17 protein-coding genes are annotated in these 25743 nt (G+C 46.1%); 14 read left to right on the top strand and 3 right to left on the bottom strand.

The window, feature by feature from the left end:
- Positions 1 to 123 precede the first annotated feature (123 nt).
- The 7 genes from C8268_RS14975 (at position 124) to C8268_RS14945 (ending at position 13606) form a co-directional block, all read left to right on the top strand.
- Positions 124 to 1647 (top strand): extracellular solute-binding protein, encoded by a 1524-nt coding sequence (locus tag C8268_RS14975; RefSeq protein ID WP_106768412.1) that lies wholly within the window; start codon positions 124 to 126, stop codon positions 1645 to 1647.
- On the top strand, positions 1640 to 3445 hold the full coding sequence (locus tag C8268_RS14970) for a cache domain-containing sensor histidine kinase (RefSeq protein WP_106768411.1): 1806 nt from the start codon (positions 1640 to 1642) through the stop codon (positions 3443 to 3445). Before C8268_RS14975 ends, C8268_RS14970 begins: the two co-directional genes overlap by 8 nt.
- Positions 3445 to 5055, top strand: a complete 1611-nt coding sequence (locus C8268_RS14965) for a response regulator transcription factor (RefSeq protein WP_106768410.1) — start codon at positions 3445 to 3447, stop codon at positions 5053 to 5055. Before C8268_RS14970 ends, C8268_RS14965 begins: the two co-directional genes overlap by 1 nt.
- Before the next feature lie 195 nt (positions 5056 to 5250).
- Positions 5251 to 6210, top strand: coding sequence for an ABC transporter permease (locus tag C8268_RS14960; RefSeq protein ID WP_106768409.1), 960 nt, complete (start codon positions 5251 to 5253; stop codon positions 6208 to 6210).
- A gap of 43 nt (positions 6211 to 6253) precedes the next feature.
- Positions 6254 to 7150 carry a carbohydrate ABC transporter permease gene (locus C8268_RS14955; RefSeq protein ID WP_106769975.1) on the top strand — a complete coding sequence of 299 codons (897 nt, stop codon included), beginning with the start codon at positions 6254 to 6256 and terminating at the stop codon, positions 7148 to 7150.
- Positions 7151 to 7237: 87 nt separating this feature from the next.
- Positions 7238 to 8728, top strand: coding sequence for an extracellular solute-binding protein (locus C8268_RS14950; RefSeq protein WP_106768408.1), 1491 nt, complete (start codon positions 7238 to 7240; stop codon positions 8726 to 8728).
- A gap of 78 nt (positions 8729 to 8806) precedes the next feature.
- On the top strand, positions 8807 to 13606 hold the full coding sequence (locus C8268_RS14945; protein ID WP_272939333.1) for an S-layer homology domain-containing protein: 4800 nt from the start codon (positions 8807 to 8809) through the stop codon (positions 13604 to 13606).
- Positions 13607 to 13690: 84 nt separating this feature from the next.
- Here the strand turns inward: C8268_RS14945 and C8268_RS14940 are convergent, their stop codons facing one another.
- Positions 13691 to 15265, bottom strand: coding sequence for an FAD-dependent oxidoreductase (locus C8268_RS14940; protein WP_106769973.1), 1575 nt, complete (start codon positions 15263 to 15265; stop codon positions 13691 to 13693).
- Between the two features lie 321 nt (positions 15266 to 15586).
- Between C8268_RS14940 and sigK the strand changes: the two genes are divergently transcribed.
- Positions 15587 to 16288 carry an RNA polymerase sporulation sigma factor SigK gene (gene sigK / locus C8268_RS14935; protein ID WP_106768407.1) on the top strand — a complete coding sequence of 234 codons (702 nt, stop codon included), beginning with the start codon at positions 15587 to 15589 and terminating at the stop codon, positions 16286 to 16288.
- A gap of 106 nt (positions 16289 to 16394) precedes the next feature.
- Here the strand turns inward: sigK and C8268_RS14930 are convergent, their stop codons facing one another.
- The gene (locus C8268_RS14930) at positions 16395 to 17234 is read right to left on the bottom strand and encodes a sugar phosphate isomerase/epimerase family protein (RefSeq protein ID WP_106768406.1); all 840 of its coding nucleotides are present in this window, start codon (positions 17232 to 17234) and stop codon (positions 16395 to 16397) included.
- Positions 17235 to 17520: 286 nt separating this feature from the next.
- Positions 17521 to 18594: a M42 family metallopeptidase gene (locus C8268_RS14925; protein ID WP_106769972.1), complete on the bottom strand. Its 1074-nt coding sequence runs from the start codon at positions 18592 to 18594 to the stop codon at positions 17521 to 17523.
- 569 nt (positions 18595 to 19163) lie between these two features.
- Here C8268_RS14925 and spoVAC point away from each other — a divergent pair.
- The 6 genes from spoVAC to C8268_RS14890 all read left to right on the top strand — a co-directional run bounded on the left by spoVAC (position 19164) and on the right by C8268_RS14890 (position 25590).
- The gene (gene spoVAC / locus C8268_RS14915) at positions 19164 to 19613 is read left to right on the top strand and encodes a stage V sporulation protein AC (RefSeq protein ID WP_199794967.1); all 450 of its coding nucleotides are present in this window, start codon (positions 19164 to 19166) and stop codon (positions 19611 to 19613) included.
- 2 nt (positions 19614 to 19615) lie between these two features.
- Positions 19616 to 20629, top strand: a complete 1014-nt coding sequence (spoVAD, locus tag C8268_RS14910) for a stage V sporulation protein AD (protein ID WP_106768403.1) — start codon at positions 19616 to 19618, stop codon at positions 20627 to 20629.
- 3 nt (positions 20630 to 20632) lie between these two features.
- Positions 20633 to 20983: a stage V sporulation protein AE gene (gene spoVAE / locus C8268_RS14905; RefSeq protein WP_106768402.1), complete on the top strand. Its 351-nt coding sequence runs from the start codon at positions 20633 to 20635 to the stop codon at positions 20981 to 20983.
- Between the two features lie 184 nt (positions 20984 to 21167).
- Entirely contained in the window at positions 21168 to 22124 is a 957-nt protein-coding gene (locus C8268_RS14900; protein WP_106768401.1) for an AAA family ATPase, read from the top strand.
- A 2-nt stretch (positions 22125 to 22126) separates the two neighbouring features.
- Complete coding sequence (locus C8268_RS14895) at positions 22127 to 23377, top strand: DUF58 domain-containing protein (RefSeq protein ID WP_106768400.1); 1251 nt, start codon at positions 22127 to 22129, stop codon at positions 23375 to 23377.
- Complete coding sequence (locus C8268_RS14890; RefSeq protein WP_106768399.1) at positions 23374 to 25590, top strand: transglutaminase TgpA family protein; 2217 nt, start codon at positions 23374 to 23376, stop codon at positions 25588 to 25590. The genes C8268_RS14895 and C8268_RS14890 overlap by 4 nt, the downstream gene beginning before the upstream one ends.
- Positions 25591 to 25743 lie beyond the last annotated feature (153 nt).

The following is a 25743-nucleotide window of genomic DNA, read 5'->3' as shown; positions in this document are numbered from 1 at the left end:
TCTCTGGATCTTTTGGGACACCTTTTTTTGCTTTATGAGAAGGCTAGAATTTCTCATTAATGTCACAAAATAGCCAAAATATAGTATGATGTTGTTTATTAGTGAAGGGAGTGATTGGAGCGTATGAAGAAAAAAGCAAGCATCTATATTTTTATCTTTGTAACCGCTTTCCTAGTTTCCGGTTGCGGCCTCATAGGAGATCGTTCGGATAACCGTTCCCCTGAAACACAGAATCTGACGTCCATCCATATCGTAATATCGAATCTGGGGATGACATTTCCTTCTGGGATGGATGAAAATGACAATCCATATCTGAGCTATATCGAGGAAAAAACGGGGATTGACATACAGGTCACGATTCCTCCGGCGGAAGTGTATAACGAGAAGCTTGACGTTATTATGTCCTCAGGCAATTTGCCGGATATGATGCATGTCTATGAACCGGTCTGGTTTGGCAATTATGCCAAACAGGGGGGCTTTATGGCATTGGATGATCTGATTGACCGGTATGGACCGAATCTTAAGGAGAAAATTCCAGGAGAAGTGTGGGAGCGTGTACGATACGGCGGAAAAATATATGCGGTTCCCAGTTTGAATGAGGTCAGTGGTGTGGAGCTGGTTTATGCGAGAAAAGACTGGTTGGATCGGCTTGGCCTAAAACCTCCTGTCACATTGGATGAGTATTACGAGGTCATTCGGGCGTTTACAGAGGATGATCCGGATGGTAATGGTGAGGATGATACGGTAGGACTGATCTTTACAAGCAATTTGGGGCGCTCAGCTCCGTTTTTCGGTGCATTTGGAACTCAGCTGAATTTCTGGTTTGAACGGGATGGAGAACTGGTGAACGGAAATATACTGCCGGAGACGAAAGAGGCGCTTATGTTTTTGGCTCGGTTGTATGAAGAAGGGCTCTTGGATCGGGAATTTCCACTCAACTTGCAGAACAATTTGTACGAGAAAATTGAGAATGGAAAAGTGGGACTGTTCTCTGCAGCTTGGTATGATACCCGAGGTCCGATTGCCGACAATATGAAAAAAGACCCTAGTGCTCAATGGATTGCCCTGGAATACCCGACAGGCCCGAAGGGGCATAAAGGAGTGTACGATAAAGACATCATTCGGGGATACAACGTTATCCCGGCAGGAACACAGAACGCGAAAGCGGTTATCCAGATGCTTGATTTCATTGCAAGTGATTATAAAAATTTGAAACTGGGATTTGAAAATGAAATCTGGCGAATGGATAAAGGCAAGATGGTTATAGATTTTGAGAAGCACGATGAGCATTTATACCGTGGGATATATCAATCGCTTGTGGATGTGCCGGACCCTGTTTTGTCTAAAGAACGTCTGGACTCACTCGGAGATTTTCAATTATATAACAACTTGGAAATGATCAAGAAGAACGTCATTAAAAATGAGTTTTATGGAATACCAACCCCGGCTATGAGTATGTATGACAAGAAGCTGTCCGGGCTGCAGGACATTTTTACAAAGATTATTATGGGAATCGAGCCCATCGATGCCTTTGATACTTATGTAGAGAAATGGAAGCAGGAAGGTGGAGATGAAATTACGAAGGAAGTAAATGAGTGGTACAGAAACAAGACCGTGCAAAAGTTGGGGGCTGGTCTGGATGAATAACTTGTTCCGCAAGGTTCGAGAGAAATTTTCTCAAAATATCCAGGCGAGGTTGACAGGATATTTTCTGTTGATTTTGCTGCCCCTGGTCATGATCAGCTTGTTTGCGCTGGAGAGGTCCCGTGACATCCTGTATGAGCAGGCGGTGGAAAGAACGGAAATGGCGCTAGCATCAGCACTAAACCACTTTGATCTCGTACTTCAAAATGTGGAGGAGATTTCAACGTTAATTGCGGCCGATTCTGCGATGAACGAACTGCTTAACAAAAACGATCCGGATTTTTCTCCAAAATCCATCGTTGATTTTTCAGTTATTTTGGGACAGCTGGCCAATTCCGTCTCGGTCAATCGTTATGTATCCCAAATTTCGATATACCATCAAGCTTCGAATGTATTGATCTCGACGAATTTTGGGGGCCGGAAGTTGGAGTCGGAGCCTCAGCAGGAATGGTTAGTGGAAGCGGCAAGAAAGAATGGAACCGGAATTTCTTATGTCATGGCAGATCATCCTGTGACAGATGATTTAACGTTTGGCAAAATGAGTGGTACCGATACGATTTCATTAATTCGATCGATGGATTTGTACAATTCAGAGCGCCAGTCGAATTTGTTGATCGTTAGCTTTAACAAGACCAAGTTGCAGAATATACTCAAGCCACTTCTTCCTACAGAGAACAGCCGAATCTCCTTACTGAACGAGAAGGGTGATGTTATTCTTGAAACGGGCAGTACTGGTCAGGCAGAATTATCCGAGGATGAGATGCTGGTTACAAAAGACTCTGATTATTCGCTGTGGCGTCTTGCTCTGGTTCAACCTAAAAAAGAACTCTATGAGGAGACCGATCAACTCCGTCTGTATACGTTTACGATTATCGCTATAAGTATTGTGCTGGCAATTATCATCTCCTGGGTAATTTACAGCGGAATTGCAGCTCCCATTCTGAAACTGTCTCGCGGAATGAAAAAGCTGAGCCATGGAGAACTGAATGTATACATTGAAGATAAAAGAAAGGATGAGCTTGGTTTTCTTATTCTTTCTTTCAACCGGATGGTCACCGATCAAAAACATTTAATCGAAAACCATTATGAACAGCAGCTTCGTTTGAAAACAACCGAATTAAAGTTTTTGCAGTCCCAGATTAACCCGCATTTTTTATACAACACGCTCGATTCCATTTACTGGACGGCGAAAAATTACGAGGCCGAAGAAATTAGTGAAATGGTTATGAACCTGTCCAAATTTTTTCGCTTGAGTCTAAATAAAGGGAGACAGGTGTTTTCCATTGCTGAAAGTATTGTACACCTACATTACTATATCCGGATTCAACAGCTTCGGTTTCTGGATCATTTCACGGTAGAGTACCGGATTGATGAGAAGAGCAAATCGATTCCGATCTTAAAGCTGCTGCTTCAGCCTTTGGTGGAAAATGCGATTATTCACGGTATGGAAGGCAAATCATCCGGTGGCGTTCTCATTATTTCCAGCAGCATTGAGCAGATTGGGCAAAAGGACTACGTCAATATTAGCGTTCAGGACAACGGACCAGGGATGACGAAGGAGAGGCTGGAATATATACGAGGTGAGCTGATGCGTATGGGATCGAGCAATTTTCCGTCCCTCTCGCAGGAGGAGGAATATATAAAGGATCTGTTTGGACTTCGCAACGTGTTTACGCGAATGAGATTGTATTACGGTGAAGAGTCGGATATGACGATTGAAAGCACGTCTGGAATCGGTACGATTGTCACGATTTATATTCCACTTGAACGATGTGAAATGGAATGGGAGGGGACCGCATAATGAATTTGATGATTGTGGAAGATGAACCCCGGTTAAGGAATTCACTTGCTTACAACATTCCTTGGGAAGAACATGGTATCGAGATTGTAGGTCTGGCATCTAACGGCGTGGAGGCGCTGGAAATAGCTGAGCGTAAAATGCCGGATATAATGCTTGTTGATGTCCAGATGCCGGAGATGGATGGATTGACACTAATTCGCAAGCTGAAGGAGCGTCAAGCGGAAAGAGATCTTATGAAGATGATCATTTTGAGCGGACATGATAACTTTGAATTTGCTCAACAAGCGATGGAGCACGGCGTGTTGAAATATTTGCTGAAGCCTGCAGGGGAGAAAGAGATCCTACAGGCGGTTTTGGAAGCGAGAGATCAGCTGCGAATGGAGCTGGAGCAATGGCAGATGACCGCGGAGCTGAAGCAGAAGTGGAAAGAGCATCTCCCGAATTTGCAAAATAATTTTATGGTGCATTGGGCACGCGGCAAATATACAGGCAGGGAAGTGCTCGCCAAGAGCAAAGAGCTATATTTGAACATTCATGAGGATGATCAGTTCGCGGTGGCAGTGATCGACCTTGATCCCATTCCTGCTGACAGTACAAGATTCGGATCAGGTGACACCGAGCTGCTTCAATTTACAATGTATTGCTTGGCTAAGGAAATATTGCTGCCCTCTTTCTGCTACGTTTGTACGGACCCGGATTATGATCTGATGCTTGTTTTTGAGGCTGATCCATTACGCAATCCCAAGGATGTTATGCTGTTTATCAACACCACGGTTGTAAAGCTGTTATCCCAGACGAAGGAAGTATTAAAGCTGACAGCGAGCGCGGGCATTTGTGCCGGCATAGGCGGTATTGAAGATATGGGGCATTTGTATTCACAGGCGTGCAGAGCTTTGCAGGAGCGGGTTGTCTATGGTCATAATATCGCTATTCCTTATCGTGAAGAGCAAAGTCCGGCCAGACAGGACATGTCAGGACTGCTTCTGCTGGAAAAGCAGCTTGAGGTAGCGCTCGAAACGGCAGATGAAGAACGAGCCATGCAAGCTTTATCCCAGCTATGGGAAGACGGTTTTTCACAGAGTGAGTCGTCCAAGGAATTTCATGAAGCGGTGCTGTACATGAACAGCCTGTTTACCCGGATGATTTTGAAACAGGGCTGGAGAATCAGGCAGGTTGTAAAGGAAGACTTCGCTTATTTTCAAAATATCAAGCTTCTGAATACGAAGGTGCAAACATGGTCCTGGCTTAAAAGGACAGTACTGAATATTACGGCTTACATGAAGCAGCAGCGCAAAACAACAAGTCACCAGATTGTGAAAGAAATTCTTTCCCTGATTGATCAGGAGATTGATCAAGAAATAACGCTGCATACGATAGCCGACCGGATGTACATTAATTCCTCTTATCTGAGCCGTTTGTTCAAGCAGGAAACAGGCAGAGCCTTTTCTTCCTACGTACTGGAGCAAAAGATGGAACGGGCCAAACGGGTTTTGCAGGAGGGTTGTAAAGTTTATGATGCAGCGCGTATGGTTGGATACCGTGATGTCAGTTATTTTACAAAGGTGTTTCGCAAATATTGGGGGGTAAATCCGGGTGAATTCAAGATGTAAATCAGCTGAGATGTCAGAGCATTCGAGGTGGGTTGTAATAACCATCTTGGATGCTCTTTTTTTTGTATTCACCAAATGAAGTCCAAAGTGTACATCAGATTACCAAAAACAGTAATGACTGTCATCTATCCGAATTTCCTCTGCAAAAATAAAATTATAGTAAGCTGCTCATTCCAAAGAAGAGGGGGGAAGCATATGAAGCCTGGAACAGAAAAAAAGCTGCCCGTACCCCATTCAAATCGTGGATATATGTCACGTCTTTGGTCGGATATATGGAAGGAATGGGATTTGTATTTACTGCTGGTGCCAGGAATTTTATTCATATTGCTGTTCAAGTACACACCTATGTACGGAATTGTTATCGCTTTCAAAGACTTCAACATTTTCACAGGCTTTGCCGACAGCCCTTGGGTGGGGACAAAGCATTTTGAGAGTCTATTTACATCCCCGGATTTCGCACTCGTTTTTAAAAACACGGTCATTATCAGCCTTCTGAAAATTGTTATTTTATTTCCACTCCCGATCATTATCGCTCTTATGCTGAACGAGATCAAAAACTTTATTTTCAAGCGCTCGGTACAGACGATTATTTATCTTCCGCATTTTTTGTCATGGGTTATCGTGAGCGGTTTGTTTATTGATCTGCTGTCGACCAATGGGGGGCTGGTTAATAAGCTGCTTGTCTCTCTTCATCTTGAACCGATTGCTTTTTTCCTTGATAACAGTGTGTTTCGCAGTGTTCTGATCACCTCGGCGGGGTGGAAAGAAACGGGGTGGAGCACGATTGTCTATCTCGCTGCCTTCAGCATGATCGATCCGATGCTGTATGAAGCCGCCAAAATTGACGGAGCTGGAAAATGGAAGCAGCTGTGGCATATTACCCTTCCGGGCATTGCTCCGATTATCATTCTGATGTTCATTCTGCGTTTAGGAAGCATTTTGGAAGCGGGTACAGAGCAGATCCTGACCATGTACAATCCGGTGGTCTACAAAGTTTCCGATGTTATCGGCACTTATGTGTACAGACAAGGTCTTGGCAACCAGGATTACAGCTTTACGACGGCCGTCGGTTTGTTCGAATCGGTGATTTCGTTCACGCTCGTGATCGTTGGCAACTCGTTGAGCAAAAAGTACCTGCAGCGGGGGATTTGGTAATGAAAGGGGGGGAGTGCTAGTGAATCAAACACATAAGTTGCTGATGAAAAAAGCCAAATCTAACGGAGCCATTAAAGCCTCCTTCGGTGAAAAATGCTTTGCAGCTTTCAATTATTGTTTTTTCATTCTGATGGGGTTGACAACGATCATTCCTTTTGTAAACCTGATTGCCAAATCTTTGAGCAGTGAGGAAGCGGTCATCTCCGGAACCGTTGGTTTGCTGCCCGTCGGCGTCCAATTTGAAACCTATAAATATGTGTTGCAGGATTCCATGTTTCTCTCAGCTTTTAAAACATCTGTGTTGCTTACGGTTATCGGAACAACGCTGAGTTTAACGATGACAACGATCACTGCCTACCCATTATCTAAAGTGAGACTGAGGGGGAGGAAGTGGCTGCTTTTAATGTTTGTATTCACGATGCTGTTTAGCGGCGGACTGATTCCGACCTATCTGCTGATGCACAACTTGAAGCTGCTTAATACGCTGCCAGTTCTGTTTTTGCCTTCGATGATCAGCGTGTTCAATATGCTTATTATGAAAAACTACTTTGAGGGACTGCCGGATTCTCTTGAAGAATCCGCAAAGCTGGACGGAGGGGGCAACTTCCGGATTTTGATCCACATTATGCTGCCGCTATCCATGCCGGTGCTGGCAACGATTGCTCTTTTTTATGCCGTTGCGTTCTGGAACGATTTCTTTGCCGCCATGATCTATATTACGGACCCGGAGCTGAAGCCGCTGCAGCTATATTTGAAGGAATTGATCATTTCTTCAAGCGGGGATTTTCTTCGAGATAATGTGGATGCTGCCATCAACACAACACCACAGTCTATTCAGGCATCGTCGATTATTTTGGCGACCATTCCAATTTTGCTCGTTTACCCTTTTCTGCAAAAATACTTCGTTAAGGGCGTGCTTGTAGGTTCGGTGAAAGGTTGAATCTGAATGTTATTTTATAAAGGCGGTGATGCCCTGGTTATATGATGGTTTCGTTTCTCTGATATTCATTTTCAAGGAGGTTATACGATGATTAAAAAATCAGCGATGCTTGCAGTGATTTTGGGAGTTGTTCTTGCCATTGCAGGCTGCGGCGGATCTACGAAAACAGATACACCGAAAACATCCGCTCCTGCTGAAGGGCAGAAGGAAGGCGACAAGCCGGTTATCCGCATGATTATGCAATACGGATTATTCGACCCGAGCAAAGAGTATACGAGCCAGATCATCAACGAGAGAACCGGCTACGATGTTCAGTATGAGATGCTTCCTGCGGAAAATGCGGATGAGAAGCTGAATTTGTTGGTAGCGAATCAAGAAAGCTTTGATGTGATGAAGCTCAATGCAGCTCAATTTTACAATCTCGCTACTTCCGGAGCGCTGGAACCTATAGATGAACTGCTGGAGGCTCACGGTAATCATATTAACCAGGCGATTAAGCCCGAATCTTGGGGAAGTGCAACGATTGATGGCAAGAAGTACGCCATTCCAGAGGTGGGTTCCGGCATAAGTATAGGCGAGGAGCTCGTTATACGTCAGGATTGGCTGGATGAGCTTGGTCTATCGATACCTACCAATACGGATGAACTTTATACAGTGCTGAAGACCATCAAGGAGAAGAAAAATGTGATTCCGCTTACGGGCAGCAAAGATTCAATATACGGTGATATTGCCACTACTTTCGGGGTGTTGACTGATTGGAAGGAGGTGGACGGAAAGCTGGTGCATAAAGCAGAGCTTCCGGAAATGAAAGAATTCATTGCCTATATGAATAAGCTTTACACCGAAGGATTGCTGGATACGGAAATGCCTATTAATACCGCACAGAAAGCGATCGAGAAATTCAGCAGCGGTAAAGCGGCCGCTTACAAGTTGGCTTGGTGGAATGCCGGTAGCACAATTTCTGCGTTAGAGCAAAATTTCCCGGATGCCAAAGTATCCGTTATCCCTTACCTGAAAGGAAAAGATGGCAAGGCAAGGGTTGGTGTTACCGCCAATACGACCTGGTTTATTGCTATTCCAAAATCATCTAAAAACAAGGACGAAGCAATAAAGTTTCTAAATGCGAAGCTTGAGCCGGAAACGTTCAAGGAGCTTGCGATCGGAAAAGAAGGAGTTCACCACGAAGTGAAAGACGATAAGTATTATCCGATCTTGCCGAAATTCAACGATGATTTAGGGAACGGAAGCTCATTCCTGACCGGTGTCGATGAAGAGAAGTATCCGATTTATTGGCAGGCCCGAGTTCGTAAAGATCCTGTACTGCAATCGTATTTTGAAACATTCCAAAAAAATGCGGAGGGCATCATAGTAGTCGATCCTATGTCTTCTGCGCCGCCGATTGAAGCGGTATCGAAAAACACCTTAAAGCTCAGAACGCTGTTGGATGATAATGTTCTTAAATTTATAACGGGCTCAGAACCGCTGGAGAACTATGATAAATTCCTTGAGCAGTGGAGAGCAGCGGGAGGAGCTGATATGGTCAAGGAGGCGAACGAGTGGTATCAGTCCGCCCAATAAGGACGGCATGACGCGTAAAAAAGCAGTTGCTTGTGCAGCTGCTTTTTTTAAAACAACGGCATGAGAGGTGGTAATTTGATGAAGAGAAGCTTCCGGAGACAGCTAGCAGCATTGTTGAGTTTAATGCTGATCCTTTCTTTAATAACTCCATGGGGATTTGGCGCTTCTGCACAGGCCAGTGAAATCAATCAGAGGGAAAATGTGATGCTGGTTTCTCAAGATGGAAGTGAGCAGCTACTCTTGACGGATATAAATGTTGATGAAAACACGTTGGCACAAAGCAGTGATTACCTGGCTGTTTTTACTAGCGGGGGCAGAGTTTTAGATGGCGATTATGATGAAAACGTGCTTGTTAAACCAGGGAACGTAGCCATTGTTGTGAATGCATTAGGACAGATCGAGAACAAATACGGCCCGGACGGTGATCCGCCAACGACTTGGTCGCCGGATGGAGAGGTTATGATTCCAGAGGGAGGTTACATCGTTTTGGCTGGTGGCAGTCCATGGGATGCCTCTACTTACCAGAAAACATTATTTCATCATTTTGAATCTGGCGAATCCGTCAAGCTGATGCGTGGTGATATGGAAGTGACGGCAAAAGATTTTTTTAGACCGCTGCCAGAACCACAACCCGAGCCAAACCCGCAACCCGAGCCAAACCCACAACCCGAGCCGGAGCCAAACCCGGGGACTAAACCTGACCCTGAGCCGAAACCAGAACCTGGACCTGAACCGAATCCAGATCAAGGCCCAAATCCTGAACCAGAACCGAACCCTGGGCCAGACCCGGGAGTGAAGCCTGAGCTCCATCTTAACAATCCGCTCGATATGACGGTTGCCATTCCTTTAACTGAGGTTAGCGGGTATGTTACGGATTATACGGAGGATCAAGATATAAAGGTGATGATCAACGATCAATTGGCACCGCTGGTTGATAGCGGGAGCTTTCGAATGAATGTCTATTTAGACCCGGGGATTAACCCGATTACGGTGCGGCTGCTGGATGGAGAGGAGGAAATTGCGGCAGTTTTGTTAAACGCAGTTTATACTCCAGAGGAAGACGAAGATTATATCGAGGTAGAAGCAGCGCCTGAGGATATCACGATAGGTGTTGAAGGCCCGCGGAAGAGGCTGAATTACATTGACAAAGACGTAAGCGGCATTTCAAACATGGTTGCTTTGTTTACAAGGGACTATGGCTCGTCCATTACGATACCTAAATACAATGTAGCGGTACAGGTTGACGCCAACAACCGGGTGTTGCAAGTGATCAACCCGTCCGTAAACGGCAAGCCTCCGGTGTGGACGGGGCCGACTGAGCTTGAGATTCCAGAGGGCGGATATGTTCTGATGGCACAGGATGACAGCTATGCCGGCAATGATATAAAGCGATTCTTGGCCGAAAAATTTAAAGTCGGTGATGTGATCAAGCTCAGGAAGAACGGTGAGGTTGTAAATGTCAAAGATTTAATTAGTGGGAACGGCTTGATTGCGAAGCTGATTTTGGATAATGTGCCGATGTACACGGTGATAGAAAGTCAAACGGCAGTGACCGGACGAATTGATCATATGGATAATCCGTCAGCGATCACCCTTATGATCAATGATACAGAAGTCCCTTTTGGCGAAGACGGGACCTTTCAATATTCATACCCGCTGCAGGCAGGTACGAATTATATTGATGTAAAAGTACTTAAGAATGGAATGGAGCAGGATCAGCGGAGTATCGTCGTATTTAATAGACCCGGCTTTTCCCCTGACAAGGAAGTGACTTTGTGGGTAGATCAGGCTGCCAATGCGAAGAAATTCAAAACGAGTGAGGATGTGCGCAAGTTTCTGGAGCAAGCCAAAGACGGCGGCATAACATCAGTTGTCCTGGATGTAAAAGGGGTTGAGGGATTTGTTTCGTACAAGAAAAATGACCTGACAAACCGTCCTTACGTAAGTGAAATCAAAGCACCGCAAAAAGCGGGAGCAAGTCCCGATCTCGATCTTTTAGAAGAATTTATTACACACGGTCATGCATTAGGCTTGGAAATTCATGCAGCGATCAATGTATTTGCCGAGGGTTCGTTAGCGCACCAGGAGTTTGCCGTGCTGAATGATCATCTCGATTGGGAGGAAAGAGTTTATTTTGCGGAAAATAACGGGGAGATTAAACGCCTTCGAGAAAGTGCAAAGCAAGGACTAGTCGCCTTTGTTAACCCTGCCAATGATGAAGTTAGGGAGTATCAGCTGAAGACCTTTGAAGAAATTATAAAAAATTATAATGTAGACGGTGTCGTCCATGATCGCGGCCGTTATGATAACGAAGGGGCCGATTTCAGTGAGGAAACGAGGGTTAAGTTTGAACAGTTTTTAGCCGAACGAGGCAAGCAGTTGGTCAATTGGCCGAACGATATTTTTTATTATGAGAACAACACTCGTGTATATGGACCATTAATTCAGGATTGGTGGGAGTTTCGGTCGGGTACAATCCAAAGCTTTTTTAAAGAAGTAAAAGAGCTTGTCGATTCCTATGAATCTCAAACCGGCAGAGAAATCAAAGTTTCCTCTTATGTTGGCTCGTGGTATGAAACATATTACTTGAACGGCGTGAATTGGGGCAGCAAAAATTTCCGCTTTGACCCAAGACTCGGTTTGTTGGATGAATCTGTGTATACGGAAGAGTATTACCAAACGGGATACATTGAGTATTTGGATTTTCTCATGATCGGTGCTTATCAGACGACCAGCCAGGAGGTAAAAAAGTATATTACACTCGGCAACATTGTAACCAATGGTGAAATTCCGCTCTACGCGGGCATTGCCTTAACGAATGTGCAGACTCCTGCCATGCAGCGGGATGTGTTCCAGGCAGGTCTTAGCACTACGAATGGGTTAATGCTGTTTGACGCCTCGCAGGTCAATTGGCCGATTGTTACAGCTGCGCTGCAGGACCGGGAATGGGTCAAGGATTATCAGCTCGGCGTGAGCCTGCCTGAAAAACCGAATGAATTTCTGGAAGGCAGTTTCTATAACGTGAATCGGGTAGAAGGCAATATCAACGTTATGACGGAACAATTCGGTTATACGACAGGAACCAATCGGTTTGGTGTTGAGGTGGTGGTTGATGCGTCCGGCAAAGTTACCCATGTGGTCAACAGGAATCAGGCTATAAACTGGAACTGGGGTTCGCCGGAAGAGAATAACAGTGAAATCCCGCCTGGAGGATTTGTAATTTCCGCAATAGATCCATCAGGGGTACGGACCAACCGGCAGCTTGTTGCTGGTGCATACAATACGGGAGATCAGGTACGCTCAGCCGTTTTAAGCGGGCTTTTGGATGATGAAGGGAAACAGACGGGAAACAGCTCGGTGACGGTGGAAGGTCGTGTGAAGGTTTTGGGGCCAGGAAATGTTTCTGTTCAGTTTAATGGCCAGCCGGCAACTGTACAAGAGAACGGTGACTTTACAGCTGTCGTCCCGCTTTCTCCAGGCTCCAACTTCATAACTTTTGACGTGTATGTGGATCAGTACAAGACGAACAGCAAGTCGCTAAATATGGTCAGAACCTCAAACGGCGGGGGGACTGATCCAGAGCCAGGCAATCCAGGAAGTCCAGGCGGCCCTATCACCTCTAATCCTCCTTCAACTCCGACTTCTCCTACAGTGCCAGAGCGTATGAAGGTGAAGCAGGAGACAGATACGGATGGGCGCACAGTAACACGTGCCGTTGTAAACCTTGCGCGAATGATTGAGGATATCGAAAAGCTGGCTAATGATGAACAATCTTCCGATAAGCTGCAATATACTCTAGAGGATAAAAGCGATGTGATCGAGCTTCACCTGCCTGTAAGTGGATTAGTGACAGCGTTAAAAAGGCTCCCAGCAGGGGAGATTGTCCTCGATACACTTCATGGAGAGCTGCATGTACCGATAAGTAGTTTGCGAAAAGCGTTGGCAGATGGGAAAGAGGCTGAAGTGCTGATCATAAGAGTCGGAAGCTTGAAAGACCAGCAGGAAAAAAAGTTGAATGCAAGATTGGAGAAGGAGAAAATTTCAAGGCTTGGCCAATCGGTAGAGGTGGATGTGACATTTAAGCAAGGGGAAAAAGAAATTGAATTTTCCGGATTTCACGGCAAATATGCAAAATTGTTGATGAATGTACCGAGTGGAAGCGATTTGTCCCACCTGTCGGCATTCAGATATGTTCCGTTATCTGATCGAACCGCTTTTGTGCCGATGCGTGTTCATACGAAGGAAGGAAGATCCTATGCTGAACTGATCTTATCGGATGATGGAATTTTGTCATTCGGAACACGGAAGAAAAATTTCGATGATGTAAGCGGGCATTGGGCACAGGACGATATTACTCTACTGGCTTCTAAAGGGCTCATTGAAGGGGTGGGGCCAGATCGATTTGCACTTGATAAACCGGTGACCCGGGCTGAGTTCACTTCATTTCTCGTTCGGTCGCTCGGTCTGAAGAAACAATCAGACACAGACATTACTTTCAGCGATGTGCAGAAGAGTGACTGGTTCGCTGGATATGTAGAAATAGCTTCTAGTCAAGGGCTGATCAAAGGCTTTGCCAATGGAGAATTCCGGCCAAATGAGCTGATTACGCGCGAGCAGATGAGTACACTATTGGTGCGAGCGCTGAAGATGACAGGCGAGGAGCTGGATACGGCGGGAGTGAACGAGGTTTTACAGAAGTTCAAGGACAGAAATTCGATTGGAGTATGGTCTGAGCAGGCCGTTGCAGCCGTTGTAAAAGCAGGGATTATGCAGGGAAGAGCCGCTGACCGATTTGCACCTGATGCACATTCAACCCGGGCAGAAGCTGCAGCAGTATTGAAAAGAATGCTGGAGAAGGCTGGTTTTATAAACGCCTAGGGAACTGGAAAAAGATATAGCAAAAAGCAGCAGGTCAACCGTAGGCCTGCTGCTTTGATTTGCCGCTGCCGCGCATGATTAGAATTAAACTGGACGTATTTTTGGCCATTGTAGCTCAATGCCTTCTTGGGCCAATCTTTTTTGGAACTCGGTCAGCTCGGCTTCATTGTTACGAACGGCAGTAGGATGGAGATTCCGGTCCAGACAATAGCTTGCACAGTATCCTGCCGCTTCTCCGATGTTCCACTCTACCGGATGAAGTCGGTAACATCCGTTGGTAATGTGGGTAACGCCGATGTTTTTGGCGGCTGCCAGAACATTGGTCATGCGTTTAGGGATCAAGCTGCCGAGCGGGATTTGAAAGGGTAGGGAAGAGATATCGATATAGGGCCGTCCAGTTGTGCTCGGATGCAGGTCTATCCGGTAACATCCAATGCCAACGGAGTCGTGGAACGTTTCCGCTTTTCCATCCGGACGGCTATCCGTACCTACATGCTGCTCCAATACGGTAAACTCCGCTTGAATTCTTCTCGATTCACGTATGTAAGGATACATTGCCAGACCATCTTCGGTACCCACCACATCCGGTCTAAGCCGAAGACCGGGATAACCCTGCTTGCCGTCCGGGCGAGGGGCTTCAGTCTGCAGCCAATACAGCAAAGAGAGGCTCAGTTGTTTGGCGCCATGCAGATGGCGGTGGCGTTCTTCCTCGCTAACATCAATTACAGAGCCTAGCCAGTAGTCATTCTGAGGCCAATTGATCAGTGAAATCGAGCTTTGAAATGTTCCTTTTTGAAAGTGCTTGTGATCGAGGATTTGCCGATACAAGAATAACGAGAATCGATCTGTATCCGGAAATATTTCATATCGGATCGGTTCCATCGTTTCAGGCTTGGCTCCGGTCAGGTCCAGCAGACGACCAGGCCAAAATTCAGGTTGGTAATTGCGCCAAAAGGAATATTGCTCCGGTTTATCGATGGTATGGTCCTCATCCTCCAAATAGTCAACCGCGTAACAATAAGTAAAGCCCTGCATATCTATTGGTAAAGCCTCACCGTCTACTGCATGGGCTTCTCCTGTCTGTGCTTTGGATTCCGCACCAGTGACGTACTCTATTCCTGCCGCTGGAAGAAGGTCACCGCACTCGGTTGCGTCCAGATACATAGGTGCATGAAGAACGACATGATCATGGGTATTTATGTTTTTCATGGTTACGCTGCTGACTTGATCTCCAGCAACCTCAGCCTGCTCTATCGTATGCTCATACAGAATGATTAACTTCCCGCTATGAATATAAGGGGCGAGCATTTCTTGCAGCACGGCCAGAGCTGTACGGGGCTCGTGACATAGTCGGCTTACAATTCCGCCTCCCGGATTCAGATGAACATTCGCTCTGGCGGCTGCCGTTAAAGGAAAGTGCCGGCGATAATATTGTCTTACGCCTTCCCGAAACTGACGATAGCTGCGTGTGCAGCCAAACGACTCTATCCACGGATGCTCATCAGGCGGCACCGCCTGACTGGTGAGCTGCCCCCCAATCCACTGGGTCTCTTCGGTCATAATTACTTTTTTTCCTGATTTGGCAGCAGCAAGAGCCGCGGCCGTACCGCCGGTTCCACCTCCGAGAATAACAATGTCGGCATGCATTTCTTTTATCATTTTGGCAATCGCTCCTCTTTTCATTTGATCGGCTGACAAGCAGATTTCCCTCTCATCAGAAAACTGCGAAAAAATAATGAAGAGATAACTACCCTTATTGTAAAAGTCTACAAGCTGTAAATGTACGGGGGAGAGGTGACCTTTTTTGGTAAAATGATGCTTTTTCATTTGGAGGCAGCTGTAATTTCGAATATATAATGAAAACTGACCTGATCTTCCCCCGTACATGCACACATAGGCATCTACCCACATACAATGAACAGACCAGAACCGAGCGCGATAAAAGGCCGGTTGCATTGTATTTTGCAGGAGGTGTCCCCAGTGCCTGGACTGTTTACCGCAATTGCTTTGTTCATTAAAGAATTAAGCCTGCTCGTTTCGTATGTGAAAAACAATGCGTTTCCTCAGCCTTTGACTGAGGAGGAGGAAGCGAGGCATCTGCTCTTGATGTCGGAAGGTGACCCTAATTCCCGCAACAAGCTTATTGAGCATAACCTCAGGCTGGTAGCTCACATTGTCAAGAAGTTTGATAATACGGGGGAGGATCTGGAAGATCTTATATCGATCGGGACGATCGGTTTGATCAAGGCAATCGAGAGCTTTCGGCCAAACAAGGGAACGAAGCTTGCGACATTTGCTGCACGTTGTATCGAGAATGAAATACTTATGCATCTTCGTTCCTTGAAGAAAACCCGTAAAGATGTGTCTTTGCATGATCCGATTGGAACGGATAAAGAGGGCAATGAAATAACACTGATTGATATTCTAGGGTCTGAAGCTGATGATATTGTGGATGCGGTGCAATTAAAAATTGAAAAAAGCAAGATTTATCGCAATCTCGATATTTTGGATGAACGAGAAAAGGAAGTGGTCATCGGGCGGTTTGGGCTTGAGGCAGGAGGAGAGGAACGAACGCAGCGAGAGATCGCAAAGGAGCTTGGGATTTCGCGAAGTTATGTGTCACGAATTGAGAAGCGGGCGTTGATGAAACTGTATCATGAGTTTTACAAACAAAAAAAGTAGCTTAAAATCAGCCGCCAGCATCCGAAATATCCGGACTTGTGATTTGGCGGCTGACCTATTTCATCAAGGGAAATGTTTCATACATATAGTAATGTCATGGACTTAATTAGCGTAATCCGGCAGCTTGGAAAACTTTATCGAAGCCTCGCCGAGACCGGGCAGCCAGCTCATCCGGGGATTCGGTCGGCATCGACGGAGTTAAAACCTCCTGTGCTACAGGACCATCATATCCGATTTGATGCAGCCCTCTTAGGAATGCAGCCAAATCAATTACGCCTTCACCGGGGTACAACCGATCATTGTCCAAGACATCTTTAACAGGGACATTTTTCGCGTCATTAATATGGACATGAACGATCTGATCTTTTCTAAGACGCAATATATCGGATTCGTCCAGACCGTTTGTATACCAATGATATGAATCAAACAACAATCCGACATTTGGCTTGTTAATAGCATCGATCCAGTCGAGGGTTTCTTCCAAAGTCCAGATAAAAGGGTTTTTCCATTGTGTACGCAAATGATGTGGACCGACAAATTCCAGACCGAGCTGAATTCCACAGGCACCGAGGATATCAGCGCATATCCGAAGTCGCCTGGTTGCAACAGCCATGAAATGTGCTGCAGGGTAATCGGTTGAGGGGAGTACATAAGTACAGCAGCGGGTACAACCTAAAGCGGAGGCCGCAGCAGCCGCTGCCGGAATTTGAGCGATGCCATTTAAAAATTTTTGCTCATCTGCTCTCCATTCAACCGGGAGACCAAAGGCTCCAATCGTAAGATTAAGCTCCTGAAGTCGGTCGGCAGCCTTCTTCGCTCCGAGACGATCAACCAGCTCTTTGGCTTCAATATCGACACTCTGAAAATGGTACCGGGATGCCAGCTCCATAAGTTGCTCATCATTTGCAATGTTACCTAAACCAGCACGTGTTAATCCTTGTTGCATGAAAAAGTCCCTCCAGTTGGTATGTAATCGAGTGTTGCTTCAGCATTTTTGTAAGCCTATCCACAGTATAAATGAATTTGGAGGAATGAACATAACCAGGAACTTGTTTTTAATCGAATGTTTTTTCACATCTGAATAATTTAGCATGAACAAAAAGATCGAGAACGGGAGTAAACGCCCCCTATCTCGATCTTTTATCGAATTTTACGCTCATCCCACAGGTTATGAAAAACGACGTGTGAGATACCATCGTAAGAAAATATCCATCAGCGGAGCAAAAGCGATGCTATGCTCGTTCCAAAATCGTATTCAGCGTCGTACGATCCAGCCCTTTAACCAGCTTATTAAGCAATTCCTTAGCTGCTTCGTAGTCATCCGTATGGATGATTGAAGAGGAAGTGTGGATATATCGTGAGCAGATTCCAATGATCGTCGAAGGAACACCGATGCCGCTCAAATGTACCTGCCCTGCATCTGTACCACCAGGAGATACGAAGTATTGGTATTTGATTTTATTTGTGTCAGCCGTGTCCTGTACATACTCTACCATCCCGCGGTGTGTCAGCATCGTCGGGTCGAAAATGCGAAGCAGAGCCCCTTGCCCCAGCTGTCCAAATTGGCTTTTGTCACCCATCATATCGTTCGCTGCGCTGGCGTCCAGTCCGAAGAAAATGTCCGGCTGAATCAGGTTGGCAGATGTCCGTGCTCCACGCAAACCGAGCTCTTCCTGAACGGTAGCTCCGGCATATACCGTATTAGGAAGCTTTTCTCCGTGCAGAGCTTTGACAAGCTCAATCGCGAGCCCTACGCCGTATCGGTTATCCCAGGCTTTCGCCATGATCTTTTTTGGATTTGCAAGAGGTGTAAACTCACAGATCGGAACGATCTGCTGTCCTGGGCGGATACCGAATGACTCGGCTTCTGCTTTATCATCCGCACCGATATCAATGTACATCGTTTTGATGTCGACCGGCTTACTCCGCTGTGCTTCATCGAGCAGATGGGTAGGGATGGAGCCAACCACTCCGATGATCGGGCCCTGATCTGTAATAATCTGCAGACGCTGTGCCAGCACTGCTTGACTCCACCAACCGCCTAAAGGTTGAAAGCGGATCATACCGGCTTCGGTAATTCCTGTAACCATAAAGCCGACCTCGTCCATATGACCTGCTACCATAACCCGTGGTCCTTGATCATCTCCTCGCAGCACAGCAAACAGACTGCCTAGTCGATCCTGAACAAATTCGTCCGTATATGGAGTGAGGGCATCTTTTACCCATGAACGCAGTTCACGCTCGAAACCCGGAGCAGCCGGGAATTCTGTTAAAGTTCGCAGCAAATCTATAGTTTCTTGATTCATCATGTGTACGCTCCTTTTCGAAAGATATGTATAAAATTTATTCATTTTCTAGTATGCTCTTCCATCGTCAAAAAGTCCATGATCCCTTATCGCTTTATGCACTGGCTCAATTGTGTACACACTCATGAGGCTGGCTATGAGTATACTGTACACAAGGATTGTTTATTACGCATTTGCCCAGGAAAGGAGCATAATATGAGCCAATACACTCTTGATTTGCCTGGCCGTCCTGGCAAAATCAGCGAGATACTGCTTGTGCTGGTGCTTTTTATTCTGCTTGTCATTATATTGTTATATGTGCTCATTTAAGGAACTACTTAAGACAAGATTCAAGCAGCTTTTAGGCACTTATTTCGTGCTTGAAGCTGTTTTTTTATTGTTTTTTTTAAAACGATATCCCTTGAAGGACAAGAAGGATGATTTACCAAACATAAAGAAAGTCAATTCAAACCATAATGATATAGAGCGAAATGTCCATAATCCCCAACTGGTTCTACAACATATATACTTAGCCGGAGGTGTATGAATTGTCTGACTCTAAGCAGAAACCTGACTCAAAACTTAATTCAATGAGCCAAGAAGAATACAAATCGATCGCTAAAAAACACGAGCCGCCGGGCAGTGTAATGAAAAACTGTTTAAAAGCTTTTTTGGTGGGTGGTTTGATCTGTCTGATCGGACAAGGTATTCAGAAGTTTGTTATGTCGGTGTTTGATATGAGCACAAAAGAGGCCAGCAACCCAACAGTGGCGGTGCTTATTTTGATTTCCGTTATTCTGACGAGCTTTGGGGTATACGATAAAATCGCCCAGTGGGCTGGAGCCGGTACGGCCGTTCCGGTAACCGGTTTTGCCAACTCTATGTGCTCTGCGGCACTGGAACATCGTGCAGAAGGGCTGGTGCTTGGGGTAGGTGCGAGCATGTTCAAGCTTGCCGGCTCGGTCATTGTTTTCGGTACGGTAGCTGCGTTTTTCGTAGGTGTGATCTATGCTATTTTCGGCATAGAAGGAGGGCACTGAAGATGAAAGTAACCGGACAAACGTGGAAATATGAGAATAAACCTGTTATTTTGGGAGCCTCCTCAATTGTTGGTCCTGAAGAGGGGGAAGGTCCACTAGCCCAGGATTTTGATTACATCTACGACAATATTGAAATTAATGAAAAGACCTGGGAGAAGGGCGAGCGTCGTTTGCTGGAAGATGCAGCTCAAACGGCATTGGAGAATGCGGGCATTTCGGAAGAGCAGCTTCAGTTTTACATTGGCGGAGACCTGATGAACCAGATCATCAGCAGCTCCTTTGCTGCGCGAAAGATGGGCGTCCCTTATATCGGTGTGTTCGGGGCCTGCTCTACTTCCATGGAAAGTTTAGCGATCGCTTCTCTCATGGTGGATACAGGTGCTGCACAATATGCGATGGCTGGCACAGCGAGTCATAACTGTACAGCTGAAAAACAGTTCCGTTATCCAACGGAATATGGCTCTCAGAAGCCTCCGTATGCGCAATATACGATTACTGGAGCCGGCTGCTCGGTGGTCGGCACCCAAGGAACCGGACCGGAGATCACTTATGCTACGATTGGCAAGGTCACGGATTTCGGAATCAAAGACCCTTTCAATATGGGGGCAGCCATGGCACCTGCTGCAGCGAGTACGATTTCCGCACACTTCAAGGATACGGGACGTTCTCCCGGATACTATGATTTGATCGTGACAGGGGATTTGGCGTCTGTTGGTTTACCCATTGCCAAAGAGCTCTTGAATAAAGAAGGTGTCCCCATGGAGGATACGAATTTTATGGATTGCGGTCTGATGATATACGACCGGGATAAGCAGAAATACGTGCTGGCCGGTGGGAGCGGTTGCGGTTGCTCCGCTGTTGTAACCTATGGTCATATTCTCAAACGGATGCGAAGCGGTGATCTCAAAAAAGTGCTTGTTGTAGCTACAGGAGCGCTTCTCTCGCCACTTTCTTACCAGCAGGGTGAAAGTATTCCTTGTATTGCACACGCTGTAGCACTAGAGATGGGAGGTTAGAAAATGCAGTTTTTATGGGCTTTTATTATCGGCGGTCTGATCTGTGTCATAGGCCAGATTTTGATGGATGTATTTAAACTTACTCCGGCCCATACGATGAGTACGCTTGTTGTGAGCGGTGCGATTGCCGATGCTTTTGGCTTGTATGATCCACTGGTCAAGTTTGCCGGAGCGGGCGCCTCTGTGCCTATTACGAGCTTTGGTAATTCTCTTGTGCACGGTGCTTTAAGCGAGCTTGAACGCGATGGATGGATCGGGGTTGTTACAGGTATTTTTGAAATAACAAGTGCCGGAATATCGTCAGCGATCATTTTCTCGTTTCTGGCCGCATTAATCGTCCGTCCCAAAGGTTAATAAGACGAATCAGAATCGTATAGCTTTGCTCCGGATGCGCTTTTCCGGAGCTTTTTGCTGTGCTGAAAAAGCCGGACAGAAAAACTCTTGTACAGGATTAGAAGGATGAATGTACTCGGAGACCTACATCATGTACAATAGTAGTTAATCTACTATTTATTCCCTTACAGGAGGTTTTTAATACATGCCGGTAAGTCAAGAATCCATGAATATTATTTCTTCGGTACGTTCCAATCTGGAATCGTGTCTGCTGGGCAAGGAATTCGAGATCCAGCTTCTTCTAACTGCGCTGCTTGCTGGAGGACATGTCCTGATCGAGGATGTTCCGGGAACAGGCAAAACCCAACTGATCAAAGCACTTGCCAAATCCATGCAAGGGGATTACCGGCGCATTCAGTGTAACCCTGATATTTTGCCAAGCGATATTACAGGCGTTTCGGTGTTTCATCCTCGTGAGGAGCGGTTTTATTTCAGACCTGGACCTGTGATGACAAATATCCTTCTGGCGGATGAAATTAACCGTGCAACAACCAAGACCCAATCGGCTCTGTTGGAAGTTATGGAAGAGCGCAGTGTAACTGTCGATGGAGAAACCCATGAACTTCCGCATCCGTTTATGTTATGTGCTACACAAAATCCAATTGATTTTGAAGGCACTTATATGCTTCCTGAAGCACAGCTAGACCGTTTTATGCTGAAATTAAGTCTTGGATATCCTGACATCTCGACTGAAAAGGAGCTTATGTTCCGCTCCCGAAACGGACAGCTGGTGGACAAGCTTCAGCCTGTGACACATGTAGACAGCATTTCAGCCATTCAGCATGAAATCAAGGATGTGTTTATCGGAGAACCGGTAGCCGATTATTTGCTCGGTATTACACGCGCAACGAGAGAGCACCCGTCTGTGATTCTGGGGGCCAGCCCGCGTGCTACGCTGTCGTTTATGAATGCCGTAAAGGCATATGCGTTTCTTCAGCACCGGGATTATGTACTGCCCGACGATGTCAAAATTTTAGCTCCTTATGTGCTATCACACCGGATTATGCTGCGTCCGGAATCCCGGCTTGATAATGTGACAACGGAGTCGGTGCTTCAATTTATTCTAAGGCAAGTCAAAGTGCCCGTGCAGATGGGGAGATAAATATGCGCAGGTACCTTTCATTGTGGATGAACGGCATAAAACCGTCGAGACTCGCAGCAGTAGCAGCGGTTTGGGCTATATGTTTGCTCTATGTTCTGTTTCAGGGCGGCAAGACATCCATGATGCTATTTTCCATGGTAAGTCTATTATCGGTTTATTTGATCGGTTCGAGCTTTGGTGGAGTGAATCGAGTAAAGGCTTCCCGCTTTGTTACATCCAGTGAAAAGGACGGGGATGTTCTTCATGCCGGGGACCAGGTTCGCGTCAGGATGGAAATGAATATTCCAGGTCTCTTGCCCACGCCATACCTTATTATAAGAGAAGTGCTTGAGCGTCATAACGGAGACAAATGGTCTTTTGAAGACAGTGTAATTCCGAACCTTCGCGGGGCGGGGGAGCTGGTATTTCAGACGCCTCCGCTTGAAAGAGGGCGTTATAGCTTCTCACGTACTGAATGTATTAGCGAAGATATATTCGGTCTGATGGAGCATCGCGGGGGATTTGAGGTTCAGACGTCATTTCGGGTGCTTCCGAGAACGATATATATTCCGAACTGGCAGCGGAACATTCGCAATTTGAAGTTAGGAGGGACGCATACGACATTTTCCTCCTCCAGACGAGAAACGACCCAGATTAACGGTGTCCGCGATTATGTTTACGGTGACCGAATTTCAAGGATACACTGGAATGCAACCGCCAAGACAGGCTCCTGGAAATCAAAGGAGTTTGAACATGAATCTTACCCTAAAACGATGATCGTGCTGGACTGCACGGCAACAGGGTATGAGAATCCTCAGCAGTTCGAGCTTGCGGTATCAGCGGCAGCTTCACTAGTGGAGTATGGAGCTTTGGAGCATGCGGGTACCGGGCTGTTTACGGCAGGTAAGGATTCTCGTTTATTTGCACCAAGTGATACACCGGGTGAACGAATGCGGATGATACAGCATCTGGTGGATGTGGATGCAGATCGAAGGGAAACGCTGCTAGCTTCATTGGAAAAAGCATACCGTCAATTTCCAAGAGGCGCTTTGTTTCTTCTCGTGAGCCCTTTAGCGGATCAATCGGTTATCGAAGCGATGCGATGGGCTGAAAACAAAGGGATGAACCCTGGCATGCTCCGAATTTTAAGCTCCGATGGAAACAGAAGCGGAAAGGACGATTTTACTGCATTTCTTCAGTCCAGGGGGATTGCGAGCTATAAGGTTTCTTCTCTGGGAGAACTTCCTGCTGTGCTGGGAGGTGGAATTGGATGAAGTCTTGGACGCAAAAGTTCGCTTTGTCTTTTTTCTATATATTATCGTTATTGTGGATTTGGCTAATACTATTGCAGTGGGTTTCCTATACAGAGCCTCTTTTATATGAAGAAACGACCGCCGTCATTATAGCAGCGCTTGCGATAACGGCAATTACCGAATCACTGGTCATGATTAAAAGAGGATTTCGAATACTCATTCAATTGGGTTTCATTATTTTTGCTGTATCCCGCATTCTTGAAAAATACAACATCCCTGTCCCTTCAAGCTTGCTTGAGGGATTAGGGTCGGAACAGATGCTTGAATTTTTACCATACCTTTGGTTTGCAGTTGCATCGTGGGCGATTTTTTTGTTTGCAGCAGTCTGGGCGACGAATAAGAGAAGGATATTGTTAGTCATAGGGCTGAACGTTATAGCCTTTGCTATCTTTGATTCCTTTACGACTTATGTTCTGTGGGATGAAACGGCATGGATCGTAGCTGCGGGTATGGGATGGCTTGTTACAGATCATTTCAAACGTTTTCGCAAAAGGTTCCCGGTCGGTTGGAGCAAGCTCAGGGCGTATCCCTTTAAGATTATTGGGAATATCCTCGTTATTTTTTCATTAATTATTTTGGCCGGTATAAATATGCCGACGATCAAGCCGTCACTTACTGATCCTTATACAGCATGGCGGGAATGGAACGGCATTCCGCTTTCAGGCAGTGTCAGTGGTACGGGGGATTCCATTTTGGAAATCCCCGGAGAGAGTATGTCTGGATACGGCCGCGAGGATAATGAACTGGGCGGGGGCTTTAATTTTGACTATACCCCGGTTATGACGGTTACATCTGATGAAAGAAGCTACTGGCGCGGTGAGACAAGAACTCAGTACTCCGGAACAGGTTGGTCTGACAAACAAAGACGCCGTGATTTTGAAGACATTTTGACTGGAGAGGATCTGGAGGGAGATTTATCAGACAAAATTGAAACCAAGGCGCTTGAGCAGACGGTAACGATGCTTAATGACAATGTCTATCCAGTGCTGTTTGGAGCTTACTCCATATCCAAAGTGGATAGATTGGACCCTGATGTGGAGGAAGGAAGACTCCTTTGGAAAGCTGAAGGCTCTGAGCTTCATCTGGAGTCTGAACCGAAGCGGCTGAGCTATCCGAAGACGTATACGGTTACTTCTGAAGTTCCAATCATCCCCATGGAGGAGCTGAGTGCTAAAACCTATGAGCAATTATATCCCGAACCGATAGATGAGAAATATCTTCAGAAGCCGTCCGGTTTTCCGGAGCGTGTTGAACGGCTGGCAGAGGAAGTTACGGCTGCCGGAGAGACCCCGTATGAGAAAGTCATTTTATTGCAACAATATTTACAAAATAACTTTACTTATTCAAATACACCGGATTTAACGAAACGGAAGAGCCCGGATTTTGTGGAGAGCTTTCTGTTTGAGGTGCAGGAGGGCTATTGCGATTATTTCTCAACATCGATGGTTATGATGACGCGATCGCTCGATATTCCCGCTAGGTGGGTGAAAGGCTATGCCCCTGGAAACATGTCAGCCCCGGAATTTATGTCACAAAGTGGCGAAGAAAGTATCCGATCCGGAAGTTATACCGTTACCAATGCGGATGCTCATTCCTGGGTAGAGGTTTATTTTGGGGATTATGGATGGATTCCGATTGAGACGACACCGGGATTTAGCATGCCGATTTTGGCTGGCAGCGAGCCGCTTGAGCCTGAGGTTCCAGAGGATGAGGAAGAGAAGGTTGAAGAAGTGGAAGAGACGGCTGCGACTCCTGAAGAATCGGGAGAAAACTCTTCTCTATATATGATTCTTGGAATTTTGTCCGGAACAATCATCCTTGCCTGGATTGGGTATATTGCCTGGAGAATGCGGTTTAACCTCCGTTTCTTCTCCGCCCGCCTTCGGGCTGGCAAGCCTCTAACACCAGCTGATAAAGTAATAGCTGAGACAGAACGGTGGCTGCGCTATGTTCATCGGCGCGGTTTGAAACGGGGACCAAACGAAACCCTTCGTGAGTCTGTCCGCCGTTGGGAAAGCCTTTATCCGACGCTTGCGGGTTCGTTAACTCCATTGCTCAAGAAATTTGAGGCTGCACGTTACAGTCCAGTTCACATTTTGGAAGAGGAATGGCGTGCTGTTCAATCCGAAGCGGCTCAGCTTAAGAAAAGTATAAAAAGAGTGAAGATTTCCTGAGTATCGCCGCCCGGATTCCATGAGGAATAACGGGCGGATTTTTCTTGGAAAAATCTGATGTTAAAAAGCTGTAACGGCCTGGCTTTATAAGCTGCTGATTATTTTTACTAACCAACCGTAATATGGTATAGTTTTTCGTATGAAATTGAGGTG

It is taken from the genome of Paenibacillus faecalis (assembly GCF_900289175.1).
Lineage (GTDB): Bacteria > Bacillota > Bacilli > Paenibacillales > Paenibacillaceae > Paenibacillus_AQ > Paenibacillus_AQ faecalis.
The sequence above is the reverse complement of the archived record's forward strand: the minus strand, read 5'-3'. Positions and strand labels throughout refer to the sequence as shown.

Coding starts and splice junctions, on each gene's coding strand:
- C8268_RS14930 (WP_106768406.1), bottom strand. CDS start 17,234: ATGCAACAAGGATTAACACGTGCTGGTTTAGGTAACATTGCAAATGAT.
- C8268_RS14900 (WP_106768401.1), top strand. CDS start 21,168: ATGCCGGTAAGTCAAGAATCCATGAATATTATTTCTTCGGTACGTTCC.
- spoVAC (WP_199794967.1), top strand. CDS start 19,164: ATGAGCCAAGAAGAATACAAATCGATCGCTAAAAAACACGAGCCGCCG.
- C8268_RS14945 (WP_272939333.1), top strand. CDS start 8,807: ATGAAGAGAAGCTTCCGGAGACAGCTAGCAGCATTGTTGAGTTTAATG.
- C8268_RS14890 (WP_106768399.1), top strand. CDS start 23,374: ATGAAGTCTTGGACGCAAAAGTTCGCTTTGTCTTTTTTCTATATATTA.
- C8268_RS14950 (WP_106768408.1), top strand. CDS start 7,238: ATGATTAAAAAATCAGCGATGCTTGCAGTGATTTTGGGAGTTGTTCTT.
- C8268_RS14940 (WP_106769973.1), bottom strand. CDS start 15,265: ATGATAAAAGAAATGCATGCCGACATTGTTATTCTCGGAGGTGGAACC.
- spoVAE (WP_106768402.1), top strand. CDS start 20,633: ATGCAGTTTTTATGGGCTTTTATTATCGGCGGTCTGATCTGTGTCATA.
- C8268_RS14970 (WP_106768411.1), top strand. CDS start 1,640: ATGAATAACTTGTTCCGCAAGGTTCGAGAGAAATTTTCTCAAAATATC.
- C8268_RS14925 (WP_106769972.1), bottom strand. CDS start 18,594: ATGAATCAAGAAACTATAGATTTGCTGCGAACTTTAACAGAATTCCCG.
- C8268_RS14955 (WP_106769975.1), top strand. CDS start 6,254: ATGAAAAAAGCCAAATCTAACGGAGCCATTAAAGCCTCCTTCGGTGAA.
- spoVAD (WP_106768403.1), top strand. CDS start 19,616: ATGAAAGTAACCGGACAAACGTGGAAATATGAGAATAAACCTGTTATT.
- C8268_RS14975 (WP_106768412.1), top strand. CDS start 124: ATGAAGAAAAAAGCAAGCATCTATATTTTTATCTTTGTAACCGCTTTC.
- C8268_RS14895 (WP_106768400.1), top strand. CDS start 22,127: ATGCGCAGGTACCTTTCATTGTGGATGAACGGCATAAAACCGTCGAGA.
- C8268_RS14965 (WP_106768410.1), top strand. CDS start 3,445: ATGAATTTGATGATTGTGGAAGATGAACCCCGGTTAAGGAATTCACTT.
- C8268_RS14960 (WP_106768409.1), top strand. CDS start 5,251: ATGAAGCCTGGAACAGAAAAAAAGCTGCCCGTACCCCATTCAAATCGT.